Annotated in this window: 9 protein-coding genes; all 9 read right to left on the bottom strand. The window is 61.2% G+C overall.

The genetic code is table 11. The features are described from left to right. Positions 1-541 precede the first annotated feature (541 nt). Entirely contained in the window at positions 542-961 is a 420-nt protein-coding gene (locus ACT6VE_RS09535) for a cyclic nucleotide-binding domain-containing protein (protein ID WP_444798375.1), read from the bottom strand. A gap of 46 nt (positions 962-1007) precedes the next feature. Then, positions 1008-3719, bottom strand: coding sequence for an ABC transporter transmembrane domain-containing protein (locus ACT6VE_RS09530; protein WP_444798374.1), 2712 nt, complete (start codon positions 3717-3719; stop codon positions 1008-1010). A 72-nt stretch (positions 3720-3791) separates the two neighbouring features. Beyond that, on the bottom strand, positions 3792-4973 hold the full coding sequence (locus ACT6VE_RS09525) for a glycosyltransferase family protein (protein ID WP_444798373.1): 1182 nt from the start codon (positions 4971-4973) through the stop codon (positions 3792-3794). Further along, positions 4970-6220 carry a glycosyltransferase family 4 protein gene (locus ACT6VE_RS09520; RefSeq protein WP_444798372.1) on the bottom strand — a complete coding sequence of 417 codons (1251 nt, stop codon included), beginning with the start codon at positions 6218-6220 and terminating at the stop codon, positions 4970-4972. Before ACT6VE_RS09520 ends, ACT6VE_RS09525 begins: the two co-directional genes overlap by 4 nt. Positions 6221-6237: 17 nt before the next feature. Then, positions 6238-7437: a glycosyltransferase family protein gene (locus ACT6VE_RS09515; protein WP_444798371.1), complete on the bottom strand. Its 1200-nt coding sequence runs from the start codon at positions 7435-7437 to the stop codon at positions 6238-6240. Between the two features lie 73 nt (positions 7438-7510). Continuing rightward, on the bottom strand, positions 7511-8686 hold the full coding sequence (locus ACT6VE_RS09510; RefSeq protein ID WP_444798370.1) for an ABC transporter permease: 1176 nt from the start codon (positions 8684-8686) through the stop codon (positions 7511-7513). Beyond that, positions 8683-9681, bottom strand: coding sequence for an ABC transporter permease (locus ACT6VE_RS09505; RefSeq protein WP_444798369.1), 999 nt, complete (start codon positions 9679-9681; stop codon positions 8683-8685). Before ACT6VE_RS09505 ends, ACT6VE_RS09510 begins: the two co-directional genes overlap by 4 nt. Next, the gene (locus ACT6VE_RS09500) at positions 9681-11582 is read right to left on the bottom strand and encodes an ABC transporter substrate-binding protein (RefSeq protein WP_444798368.1); all 1902 of its coding nucleotides are present in this window, start codon (positions 11580-11582) and stop codon (positions 9681-9683) included. Before ACT6VE_RS09500 ends, ACT6VE_RS09505 begins: the two co-directional genes overlap by 1 nt. After that, positions 11579-13489 carry a dipeptide ABC transporter ATP-binding protein gene (locus tag ACT6VE_RS09495; RefSeq protein ID WP_444798367.1) on the bottom strand — a complete coding sequence of 637 codons (1911 nt, stop codon included), beginning with the start codon at positions 13487-13489 and terminating at the stop codon, positions 11579-11581. Before ACT6VE_RS09495 ends, ACT6VE_RS09500 begins: the two co-directional genes overlap by 4 nt. Positions 13490-13596 lie beyond the last annotated feature (107 nt).

The following is a 13596-nucleotide window of genomic DNA, read 5'->3' as shown; positions in this document are numbered from 1 at the left end:
TGTTTCTGCGCCTGCGCCGGCATGATGTAGGGGAGTTTGAGGAGGTCGGTCTGTTCACTCACGGTCGGGCTCCTGTCCGGATGGAAGCCACAGTATGAGACGGCTCGGCGGAGTGGGGACGAAACAGGCTACAGTCAGCGCGGAATCAGGCGATACCGTCGAAAATCATGCACTCGGCGCATAGCCCTGCAGTTCTTCACAAGGCTCCAATCGCAAAGCGCCCTTTGCGCGAGACTACTCAGCGCAATGCCGAACCTGGTAGCACCGCGCGTTTGAATCCCCCGGCGCGGCCGCAAGTCGCACGACAGTCCCGATAGTCTGCAATAATCACAGGCCTGTGATGAATTTCTGATTCCGAGTGAACGGGAGCAAAGTCTTATTCCCTTGTTTTTGCCGCATTTTGCCAGCAAATGATTCCGCGTCGCTGCACGGTGCTTCGCCGGTTGGAGCGTAAGAAACAAATGCAAAAAGCCTCGAGTGTGCGCACACCCGAGGCTAACAAGACGACGGAAGTCCGTCGGAAAAAGCTGCAGAAACGGCCTCAGTGGGCCATTGCAAGCCGCTGACCAACGACACGCATGGTTTCGGCCATGCTGTGCGGGCAAGTCGAGAGAATCTTCAGGAAGCAGTCCTTGCTGATGCGAAGGGCTTCGACCGCAGTGGATGCCTTGACGGTGGCGTTGCGTGGCGTACCGCAGAGAATGGCGATTTCGCCGACGACCGAGCAACAGCCTTCAGAGGCGATCTTTTGTTCACCGGCAGGGCTGGCCCTGTATATGTCGACGACACCGGAAAGCACGACATAGGCTGCGTCGCCTTCGTCGCCTTCGTGGAAGAGTTCCTGGCCTTCACGGTAACTGACCCGGTTCGAGGCGAAGGCAAGCAATTTTAGCTTGCCCGCATCGATCCCTGAGAAGAGCGGAACACGTCGTAACATCTGTACTTCGTCGTTCAAGATCATAACAGTCAACCGCCTCGATTTCGGCTATCTGATCACGTCACACCAGTCATGCTATCAATTGCTTGTATACCGTACCACTTTCGACGATCGTCTCGTAGGTTCCATCTTCCACCAAACTTCCGCCATCAAAAGCAAGCACCCTTTTAAAGTGTCTTGCAAGCGGGGTATTTGATAAAACCCAGACAACTGCCGGATTATCACCGCTCTTGGCCAGGAACGCAAGGGCCGCCTCCACGATATGCTCCTGGAGGTGGTGGTCCACGCCTGAAAACGCGCGGTTGAAGATGTAGAAGTCCGACCGGCGGATAAGGGCGCGGGCAAGCCCGAGCTTCAGGCGTTGCAGGTTGTTCATTCTTCGTCCGCCGGCGCCAATATTCGACTCAAGCCCCAGCGCCATCAACGCCCGGTAGAGTTCCGGTCGATTGGCGAGCAACTCCCCGCCAATCTCCCTGAGCTTCGAAATGGCATCGCTGAAGCGATGATTGAGCTTGCCGAACACGATATTGTCCACCAGCGTTCCTGATGTCAGATAGGCATTCGGATTGTAACGTTCAATATAGCCTAGCAGTTCCGTAGGCAGGTTCGCGTGGAACTGGTGGCGCACCTCGACGATCTTGCGCATCAGCTTTTCGTCGAGCACACCGAAGCGGTGCCGCGGCTCGATATAGAAGAAGCTGAGGCGGATGAGCGCGATCCTTTCTTCTTCGCTCGGTGCGGCATTGTGCCGCAGTTTTTGCAGAAGATGTTGATAAGTCGGAATCTCTTCCGGCCGCATGAAGGTGAGCTGCTCGAAGAACGGGTGGTCGGGTGGCAGGTCCTTGAAGAGTTCCACCGTGCTTTCGGCGATTCCCTTGCCCATCTCGAAGAGCGCCTGGCCAAGGCCGCTTTCGCGCATCATGTTGCGGAAATAGGCCGTCTTGACGATTGCCTTGGTGGAGGCTTTTGGATCGGGCATCATGCCGAAGAACAGGTTTTCAGCGACCGGCGCTTCGGTGTTGTATTCATTATCTTCGAAGGGCACGACGAGATTGTTGAGATCGCGGCGGTTCAACTCCTCACGCAGGTCACGGCGCATCTCGACGATCTGGGCGGCCAGCTCCGGATCGTGATTGTCCCCGAGCGAGGAGTGAAGTGCTAGCTGCAACACGTCGTCGGAAAGCTCGACCACGTCCAGCACCGCCACCATGGCGCCGAAGAGCCCGTCCTCGCCGTGGGCGTGGAGTGTGCGCACATCGATCCAATTGCTGTTGAGGTCGAAATCCGGGTTGCCGGAACGGCGTGCTTCGGTCACGTCCCATTTGCGCTGGTCGGCGGCGGCGCCCTTGTAGGTCATCGGTTCGATGGGGGCGTGCTTGAGGCCGTAGAGCAGGTTGTCCTTGAGGCTCCCGTGGAAGAAGTAGGCTTCCGGCGAGGCATAGGAAATCCGTCGGCCGGTGATGGATTCCGGCAGGGCGAAGAGATCGTCGTCGCCGGCCGTCACTTTGCCGCCGGCGGGCCAGGTGATACGGGCGAGCGCCTCGGCGAGCCGATCGCCACCGCTGGCCGCTGCGCCGATGATGGCGACCGTTTCGCCGGGCTGGATCTTCACCGTTACATGCTCGAGCACCCGGCCGCCGATATCGTCGTCGATCAGCAAGTTGGTGGTGCAGAGCGGGCCGCGCAACGTCGCCTCGCTCGCGGCATTTATAGCCTGGATTTCCGGGTCGATCAGTTGATCGGATTCGAACTGTTCGACGACCTGCTCATATTTCACCTGCACGTCCTGGCGCACGAGTTCCCAGTCGATCAGCTCCTTCAGCGGGCCTGGCAGTTCCTTGTAGGCATTGATGACGGCCACGAGCTGGCCGACGTCGAGCTTGCCGACGATCGTGAGATAGCCACCGATGCAATAGAAAAGGAACGGCGTAAGCTGGGCCAGGAAATTGTTCAGGAATTTGACCAGGAACTTCCACTGGTAGATGTCGTAGCGAATGCGGAAGATGCGCCCGAGGCGCTCAGCGATATCGGCGCGTTCGTAGTTCGAGGTGTCGTAGGCGTGGATCGTGTCGATGCCATCAACGATCTCGGCGACGCGGCCAGCAAGTTGGCGGGCGGTGATTTGCCGCTCGCGGCCAAGCTCGATCAGCCGCCGACGCATGCGCGGGATGATGCCGACCTGGACCATCGCCATGGCAAACGCGATGAAGCCCAGCCAGAAATGCTGGATGAAGATGAAGATCAATGCGGTCAGTGCCTGGCCGCCGAGCAGGGCGGGCTGCACGAAGGCGTCCGCAGTGAAGCCGCCGAGCGGCTCCACCTCGTCCTTGATCATCGAGGAAACTTCGCCGGCCTTGACGTGCTTGAAGTATTTTGGCGGGAACCGGAGGATCCGGTCGACGAGTTCATACCGGATGCGCCGCAGGAGCCGCTCGCCGAGGCGGCCCTTGTAGGTGTTGATAAAATACTTGAACAGCCCGTTGATGATGACCAGCAGGAGGAACATCAGGCTGAGCGCGAGAAGCGACGGCATGCGCTCCAGCGGCAGGCCGGAATAGAGCTCGACATGGCCCCAGAACGGCAGGTCGAAGCTGATCGGCATGAAGAGCTGGGTATCGCCCGGCCCTTCGAACCCGCTTCCCTGGATAGGCCCGTTGACGATCTGCTTGGGCAGGTCGAACGCGAGGTAATAGGGAATCATAGACAGGCCGACGATCAGCAGGATCCAGAGCTGCTGCGGCCTTGTGTGATCCCAAATATACCGGGCGAGACTTTTTTCCATCGACGACTTCTATGCGCGAGAAAGGCCGCTGTCCTGTGTGAAGACTATAAGACAGGGGCAATACCGCAAGAGCTAGGAAGCCGCGCGCTGTTTTAGTAGGGCCCTCAGGATTTCGGATGTTCGATTGGCGCCATCTAGTTGCAAAACAGGCACATTTTTCTTTGTTTCGGCGTTGAGCGCGCGGGAAATTGCGCTAGCCATCGTTTCCGCAGAAAGCGCCTCCTCCGTCAAGACGACCGCCTGGCCGAGCCGTTCCAGTCGTTGCGCCCGTGCGGTCTGCTCCGTCTCGCCGCCAGATGCGAAGGGCACGAGCACTGAGGCGCAGCCGGCTTGCAGGACATCGCAGACGGTATTGTAGCCGGCCTGCGATATCGACAGCCGGGCGGTGGTCAGCAGACTGCGAAAATCGGTCCTGAAGTGCACAAGCTCGACATTTTCAGCCGATTGCGCGGCAAAGCGTTCGAAATCGGCTTGTGGCATGTTGGGGCCGGTAATCACCAGCCAGCGCCCGATGTCGCCGAGGTGACGGGACGCCTGGAGCGCTGCCTCGACCAGTCCTGCGCCAACCGCACCGCCACCGGCGGAGACGACGATATCGTACCGCTCGGCCGGCGGGGCCGCCGGTGCGGCACCGACAAGGCCGGTATAGAGGACGCGATCGGCAATCTGGCTCGCCAGCGGAAAGGTATCTTCAAGCCGCACGAAGCCGGGATCGCCGTGAACGAGGACACGGTCGAAATGACGGATGACGAGATCGATGGTTTCTTCATCGCGGCCGGGCTTAGCGCGTTCCTGGAGGATGTCGCGCAGCGACGTCATGAGCAGCGGTCGCGGCTCGCTCTTCTCGATCGCGTCGATCAGCGGCAGAAGTTCGAAACGCACCTGCCGGCGACCAAAGGGAAAGGCCTCGAGGATGACGACGTCCGGCCGACACGCATGGTAGGCGGCCAGAAGCCTGTCGCGCCGGTCGGCCCTGAAGGCATCGTCGATGACGTTTCCGCTCGCATCGACGAGCGCCGAAAAGCCGCCATCCCCGACGGCGATAGCCGGAAGGGCAACATGGTCAATGCCGGGGCCGGGAAAACCATCGACAGGCATGCCGCCAGTAACAAGCGTGACCTCGAAACCGTTTTCCCGGAGCGCGCGCGCAATGCGGCTCGCGCGTGCCAGATGCCCGATGCCGAGCAGATGCTGCACATAGAAGAAGACACGCGGTGGTCGGCCACCGTCGTTCGCCGCAGCACGGACAGTCATGCGGCCTCCTGCGCCCCAGCTTGGAAAAGCGCCTTCAATTGCGAGATGCTGGCATGATGATCGAAGCTGCCGCGTACCTTGGCTTCTGCCGCCTGGCCGAGCCGTTCACGCAGAGCCGGGTCGCGAATCGCGCGTTCGAGTGCGCCCGCGAGGGCGGCGGCGTCTTCAGAGGGCACCAGCAGTCCGTTGATCCCATCCTCGAACAATTCCGGAATGCCGGAAATATCCGTCGCGACGCAGGTCAATCGTTGGCTCGCCGCTTCCACCAGCACATTGGGCAAACCGTCGCGGTCGCCGTCGGCCGTGATGCGGCAGCCGAGCGCAAAGATGTCGGCCTTGCGGTAAGCCTCGAGCACATCTTTCTGGTCGATGGCGCCGAGCCATGTGATTCTGTCCGCAATGCCGAGTTCGGCAGCAAGCTGTTGCAGCTTCGGCCGCTCGCCACCGTCACCGGCATGGACGAAACGCCAGTGGAGATCTGCGGGGAGCTTGGCGAATGCCCGCAGCAGCACGTCATAGCCCTTTTTCGGCACGGCTCGCCCGACGCTGATGATGCTGACGGGATTGGCGGCATCGGAGCCGTCGCGCGGCGGGCGGGCGTGCTCGAAGCGCGGGAAACGGTCGAGATCGAGGCCGTGATAACTGAGATGCACCCGGTCGCGGTTCTGCGCCGCAAGGATTTGCAGATGCGCGTGGCCGCTCTTCGTGCAGGTCACGGCCCACTGGGCGGTCGTAAGCTTGCCGGCAAGGTCCCAGTCCTCGGAGGTCCAGATGTCCTTGGCGTGAGCCGATACCGTCCAGGGGATGCCGAGCATCTGGCTCGCATAGCTGGCGACGGAAGCCGGGGTGTGGATGAAATGTGCATGCAGCCAGCCGGCGTCCTGCGGCCATTCTCGCACGAGTACGACGGCCTGGCCGAAACGGCGAAAACGGTTCCGGCTGAAATCCCGTCGCAGGTCCTTCAGGAACTGGCGAAACGCCACGCCGAAGCCGGGCGCGCGGAAACTTGCGATGAGGCCGCGCAGGACCCGGATCGGCTCCTCGTGCAGGTATTCCGGCAGATAGTGCACCGGCGCCTTGATCTCGTCATGCACAGGGTGACGCTTGCGGTCGGTCGGACGGCGCAGCGAAACGAGGACGAGATCGAGCCCGGCCCGTTCAAGGCCAAGCAATTCCTGCGCTATGAAGGTTTCCGACAGGCGTGGATAGCCCTTCAGGAGCACGACGATTTTTCGCGGCTGCGACAACGCGGCTTCGCCTCTCATCAGGCAGCGGGTGGCGTGAGTTCACGCGCCGCAAGCTCGTCGCCGACAATACGGGCGATGTTGCGAAGGCCTTCCAGCCGCAGTTCCGGGCTGCCGCTCGACGGCGGTGGACGCTGCGGCAAGGCTTTCAGGGCAGCGGCAAGCCGCACCGGGTCGCTCGATTCGTCCGGCAGCAGCATGTCGACCAGCCCGAGTTCGGCGGCGCGCGACGCGCGTATCAGCTGCTCTTCGCGCGGCTGCACACGCGGCACGATCAGCGCCGGCTTGTCGAATGAGAGGATTTCGCAATAGGTGTTATAGCCCCCCATCGCCACGACGGCCCGGGCTCCGGCAACCAGGTCCTCCATGCGCGTGTCGAACTCGATCACCTCGACATAGGGAATTTTCGAGGCTTCCTGCGTGAGCTTGGTGCGCTGCTCCTGCGGCATGTAGGGGCCGAGGACGATAAGGGCCTTATGGGTCAGTTCGGGATCGTGCTGGTAGGCGCGTAGGACGTCCTGCACGAGGTCCGCCCCATCACCACCACCACCCGTGGTCACGAGCAGGTAATCGCCAGACGGCTGATACTGGGCGCGGTCCATCTGAAGCGCGTTCCTTTGCAGAAAGCCGACGAAGTTCAGCTTTTCCCGCACGCCCTTTGGCACGTCGAGACCGACGAGGGGGTCATAAAAGTCCGGTGGACCATAGACCCAGATGTCGTCGTAGAACCTGTCGATCTTGTGCATGACGTCCTTGCGCTTCCACTCGGCTTCGAGCAGATGGGGCGAGTCCATCACCTCGCGCAGGCCCAGAATGAGGCGCTTGCCGCGGCTCTTCAGGTAGGCGAGCGTCTCCTCCACTTCGCCGCTGAGACCCATCGGCTCCTTGTCGATGATGAAGATGTCCGGGTTGAAGGTCTCCGCGGTATGGCGGATGATCGACCGGCGCATGTTCAGGGTATCTTCAAGGTCGATATGACGCTCCAGCGAAGTGTACTCGCCATTGCGCAGCTTGATGACGCTCGGGATCTTCACGAAGTCGACGCGGGCGCGATAGTCGAAGGCGCCGGCGATCGTCGCGCCTGAAATGATCAGCACATTGAGGCCGCGATATTCCTCGACCAGCGCATGGGCGATCGTTCGGCACCGGCGCAGATGGCCGAGGCCGAACGTGTCGTGACTGTACATGAGGATACGGGCGTGTTCGAAGCTGCGGCTCATGGTGCAAGCCTCCGGGCTCCCACCCACTTCGCCTTCAAGCAACGGCGATTGTTCTGCATTCGTTATCCCAATTTCACTTATAGGGGTCAGCCGCATCGCGTAGTCCATCGCCAAGGAAGTTGAAAGCCAGAATTACCAGTACGACGGGTACCACCGGGTACAGCAGCCATGGGTATAGAGCGATAATGTTGATGCTGCGGGCCTCCGTCAGGAGAATGCCCCAGCTGGTGATGGGCGGGCGAAGGCCGAGCCCGAGGAAACTCAATGCCGTCTCCCCGAGGATCATGCCCGGAATGGTCAGCGTTGCGCTGGCGATCAGGTGGGACATGAAGCCGGGAACGAGATGGCGGCGGATGATGCGGGCGCTGCCTGCACCCATGACTTGCGCCGCCAATACATAATCTTCCTCGCGTAAGGCAAGAAGTTTCGAGCGTACGGCGCGTGCCAGCCCGGTCCAGTCGAGCATGCCGAGGATGATCGTAATGCCGATATAGACGAAAATAGGGCTCCAGGTAACGGGGATGATGGCGGCAAGCGCCATCCACAGCGGAATGCTTGGAATGGACTGCAGAACCTCGATTATGCGCTGCACGACGAGATCGAACCAGCCGCCGTGATAGCCGGCAAGCCCGCCAATCACGATCCCGAGAACGAAGCTCATCATCACGCCGAGCGCGCCGATGGTCAGTGAAATGCGGGCACCGTAGAGAATGCGTGAGAGCATGTCCCGGCCCAGCCGATCGGTGCCGAGGAAGAAGAACTGCCCCCCTTCCGCCGGGCAGACGAGATGGACGTCCGACTTGAAGAGGCCCCAGAATTTGTAAGCATCACCGCGGCAGAAGAAACGCAGCTTCTGCACGTCCGACGTATCGTCCGTATAGACGCGCTTCAGATTATCCATGTTCAGCGTCATGTTCTGGCCGTAGACGAAGGGGCCGACGAAGGCGCCCTCGTGCATGAAGCGCAACGTCTGCGGCGGAGAGTAGATGAAGTCGATGTTGCGGGTGTGCAGGTTGTAGGGCGCCAGGAACTCGCTGATCGTGATCATCAGGTAGACCAGGATCAGGAAGATGCCGGAGGCAAGCGCCATCTTGTGCCGGCGGAAATGCCACCACATCAATTGGAACTGCGAGGCCTGGGCGACCGCCTGCAGCTCTTCCGTCTTGCGTTCGGCCGCATAGGGATCGAACGGCGCGTCGGAGACGAAATGGCCGAACGGGGCGCCGGGTTCAGGGAGCGAGGTCTTCACTTGCGGCTTCCTCCGCCGAGCCGGATGCGCGGATCGAGGATCGCGAGCGCGATGTCGGAGACCAGCACCCCGATGACCGTCAGGAAGGCCAGGAACATCAGGAAGGAGCCAGCGAGATACATGTCCTGCGTCTGGAGTGCCTTGATCAGCATCGGACCGGTCGTTTCCAGCGACAGCACGATGGCGGTGACCTCCGCGCCGGAAATGATGGAGGGCAGGATCGAGCCGATGTCGGATATGAAGAAGTTCAGGGACATGCGAAGCGGATATTTCGTCAGAACCCGCATCGGATGCAGGCCCTTGGAACGCGCGGTCACGACATATTGCTTGTTGAGTTCATCGAGCAGGTTGGCGCGCAGGCGCCGCACCATGCCAGCCGTGCCAGCCGTGCCGATGATGATGACCGGAATCCAGATATGCGAAAGGATGGAGCGGAATTTCTCCCAGCTCATCGGCGCGCCCAGGAACTGGCGGTCCATCAGCCCGCCGATCGACACGCCGAACCAGATATTGGCGAAATACATGACGATGAGCGCCAGCATGAAGTTCGGCACCGCGATGCCGATCAGGCCGGCGAGCGTCAGGCCGTAATCACCCCAGCTGTACTGGTGCGTGGCCGAATAGATGCCGATCGGAAAGGCGAGCAGCCAGGTGAAGAGGATCGTGACGACGGAGACGAGAACCGTCAGCCATAACCGGTCGCCGACCACTTCGGAAACCGGCAGGCGGTATTCAAACGAGTACCCGAAATCGCCGACCAGCATGCCGCCGACCCAATGCAGGTAGCGCAATGGCGCCGGCTTGTCGAAGCCGTAGCGTTCGCGCAGCTCCTCGATTTCGGCCATGTCGGTTGCTTCGCCCATGGCACGCAGTTCCGCGACATAGCTTTCGAAATAGTCGCCGGGTGGAAGCTCGATGATGGTGAAGACCAGCATCGAGATGAGGATCAATGTCGGCACCATGACCGTGATGCGCCCGAGAATGTAGCGAACCATCACGCGCCCCCTTCGTACCAGAACGTATCCGGCATGTAGACGCCGAGGAAACTGGTCGGGTTGAAGCCGTAGAGTGCCTTGTCGGGCACGTTGCGCATCCGGCGAGCACGGACGACCGGCTGGGAAATGCCGTTGACCGTGCCGATGGTGAAAACCTGGTCGGCATGGTGCGCCAGCATGTCATGCCAGATCGTCGTCCGCTCGTCGCTGGTCGTCGTCATCTGCCAGGCATCGTATTTGTCGACGAGATACTGCACTTCCGGCATATCCGGTGGTTCGCCCTTGGTCTTGACGGTCGCGAAATACATGCCCCAGACCGGCCATTGGTACTGATCGTCGGAGGTTGGCGCGAGTTCGGAAGGCGACATTTCGGGCGTCGGAACGCCGTTGTCGAGGCCGTACCACACGGACATCACGACCTCGCCGCCGATGGCGCGGCTGCGGAAGATGTCACGCTGCGAGGTGCGCACGAAAAGTCCCAGGCCGACGTTGCGGAAATGGTCGGTGATCAGCTCCAGAACGTCCGTCTCCAGCGTGCTTTCACCGGCGCTTTCGACGACGACATGGGCAGAGCGGCCGTCCGGCAACAGACGCAGGCCTTCTTCGTCACGTTTGTCGAGACCTGCCTCGTCGAGCAGGCGATTGGCCTGGTCCGGGTCATAGGACGCCCAGGCCTTGGCGTAATCCGGCTTGAAGAGCGAGCTTTCCGGCAGCACCGTGTTGGCACTCTCCTGGCCGAGGCCATAGAAAACAGCCTTGTTGATTTCCGTGCGATTGATGGCGAGCGACATGGCCCGGCGCACCCGCACGTCCCGCAAAACCTTCCGCCAGCCTTCGTCACCGCAGTTGAGATTCGGAATCAGCGCGACGCGCGAGCCGAGTGTACGCTTCCAGAGCAGCACATTCAGCGGATAAATCGACTCAGCTTCCTTGAGGAGCGTGTAGTCGGCAAAATCGAGATTGGCGGACTGCAGGTCGCTTTCACCGGTGGCCGTCTTGGCTGAAATGAGGTCGGGCGAGGAGACATTCATCACCACGCGGTCGATATAGGGCAGTTGCACCCCATTCTCGTCCACCCGGTGGAAGAAGGGGTTGCGATCGAAGATGAATTGCTCGGCCGGTGGAGCCGTGCGCGGGCGCCAGGCTTCAAGAGTCGGCAGATCCGGATTTTCCGGCCGGTTCTGCCGCGACATCTTGATATGCAAGCCGCGCCAATCGTCGACGCGCTGCTTTTTTATATGCTTTTCCAGAACGTCGGCGGCCTGAAATTTCTTGTGGAACTGCCGCATGTAGGCGGATGGCAGCGCCAGCACCAGGGGGATAGGTGCGGCGAGTTTCGGCAGGAAATCCGGGATCGGCCTTTCCCAACTATAGCGTACCGTCAGCGGATCGATCACCTCAAAAGTCGGTGGCTTGCCCGCAACGAGCAGATCCACCGGCGGGCCACCCTTGAGGATTTCCCGGTTGAGGATGACCTCTTCCCAGCAGTAGCGGAAATCTTCGACGGTGAAGGGCTCGCCGCTCGACCATTTGTGACCTTCACGCAGGCGGAAGGTGAAGATACGCTCCTCCTCCACGGTGAAGGTTTCGAGGATATCGGCCTGTAGGTTCAAATCCCGATCATAGCCGACAAGGCGCGAATAGCTGTTGATCGGCATCAGGCGCACGTCGCGCTGCCCACCGATCAGCATGCGTGCCGTGCCGCCCTGGACGCCGGGCGCGCCACCCAGGGCCACGTTGTTTATGATGCGGGGTGTCTTCGGCAGCCTTTCGGCAACGGAGGGCAGTTCTCCCGCCTCCACCTTGGACTTCAGGTAATCGGATTCCGCAAAAGCCGTGCGGGCAAGGCCCGGAACGAAAGCCGTGGCGAGAAGGCCGAGCGCGGTGCGGCGCGTGATCATGGCGTCAACTCCCGCACATCGGCATTCCTGCGGGCAAGCACGAAATGGCCGCCGCCAAGATCGGCGGGTGCCATGCCGTCGCCACCGTCGTCATCGCGGAAGGCTTGTGCCCAGCTGGCGCGCGAGACGGTGCTGGTCTTTCCGGCCGTTTCGAAATTCAGCGGCCGATCGAGGTCCGGGAAGGCAACGGCATCAAGCAGCGCCCTTGTATAGGGATGCACCGGCGCGGTCATGATGATCTCGCGCGGCGCGATCTCGACGATCCTGCCAGCCCACATCACGGCAACCCGGTCAGCCATGTAGTCGACCACGGCGAGGTTGTGCGAGATGAAGAGGTAGGTGAGCCCCAGATCCTTCTGCAAGTCCTTGAGGAGGTTTAGGATCTGTGCCTGCACCGAAACGTCGAGCGCGGAAACCGGTTCGTCGCAGATGATGAGGCTCGGGCCGAGGGCAAGCGCGCGGGCAATGCCGATGCGCTGGCGCTGGCCGCCGGAAAAGCTGTGCGGGTAGCGTTGCAGCGACGCTTCGTCGAGGCCGATCGCGCGGATCAGCGCCTTGATGGCCATCTTGCGTTTTGCCGTGTCGCCATGATCGTGGATATCGAGCGGTTCGCGCAGGATGTCGCCGATGGTCATGCGTGGCGAGAGCGAGGACAGCGGGTCCTGGAAGACCATCTGCATCCGGGTGCGCAGGCTTTGCAGTTCCGCGCCCTTGGCCTTCAGGACGTCGATCGGCCCCTTTCCGTCGTCAAACAGGACGGAGCCGGCATCCGGCTCGATGGCGCGCATCAAGATCTTGCTGACGGTGGTCTTGCCGCAGCCACTTTCACCGACAAGGCCAAGGCATTCGCCGCGCTTGATGTCGAAGCTGACGTCATCGACGGCAGGCCGGTTCTTTTCCTTCTGCCGACCCGGCATCTGCCAGTTGTCCTTGCGGATCTCGAACGTCTTGCTGAGATTGCGAACCGAGAGGATCGTTTCCGGCCCCGTGCGTGCCTGGTATTTCTTGCTGAGCAGGCTGTCCTGGTTGACCTCGATTTCCCGAAGCGGCTTCAGGCGGTCGCCGCGCTGCATGCCGAAATGCGGGATCGCCGCCATCAGGCCCTTGAGATAGGGATGGGCGGGCTGGCGGAAGATCGTCTCGACCGGGCCGGCCTCCATGATCTCGCCCTGATAGATCACCACCACCTCGTCGGCGATGTTGGCGACGACGCCGAGGTCGTGCGTGACGAGCAGCACGGCCATGTCCATCTGCAATTGCAGGTCTTTCAGGAGCTTCAGGATCTGCGCCTGGATCGTCACGTCGAGTGCGGTGGTCGGCTCGTCGGCGATGAGGAGTGCGGGGCCGCAGACCAGCGCCATCGCGATCATCGCGCGCTGGCGCATGCCGCCCGACAGCTCGAAGGAATACATGTCGTAGACTTTTTTCGGATCGTTGAATCCGACGCGGGACAGCATGTCCTCGCAGCGTTCGCGCATTTCCGCGCCCGTCAGGCCCGTGTGGATTCGCAGCGACTCACTGATCTGGTCGCCGATCGTGTGCAGCGGCGAGAAGGACGTCATCGGCTCCTGGAAGATCATGCCCATGCGCCCGCCACGGATCGAGCGAATCTTCCGTCCGTCATGCGGCAGCGGCAGGATATCGATCGGGCCTTCGCCCGAGAGCGGATCGTCGAACAGGATTTTCCCCGAGACCCGCGCCGTGGTGGTCTGAAGTCCCATCGCGGTCTGGCTGATGACCGATTTGCCCGAGCCGGACTCCCCCACCAGGGCCGTTACCTTGCCCGGCAACACCCTGAGATTGGCACCCCTGACGGCGGTGATCCTTGCGCCCATCAACGAAAAGGAGACGTGTAGGTTTTCAATCCGCAGCAGGTCCCTCGGCCGGCGCGTCGCATTCACGTTCATATGTACTTTCTCGCCTGACGGATGTGCATCCACACGGCATTTTGTTGTATTCCCCGCCATGAGACTAGCGTGCGCATTTTTTTCTGTCCACGCCTTACTTTAAAGGC

The organism is Shinella sp., assembly GCF_052438155.1.
Lineage (GTDB): Bacteria > Pseudomonadota > Alphaproteobacteria > Rhizobiales > Rhizobiaceae > Shinella.
Note: the sequence above shows the minus strand (reverse complement) of the source record. Positions and strands in the feature narration are given on the sequence as shown.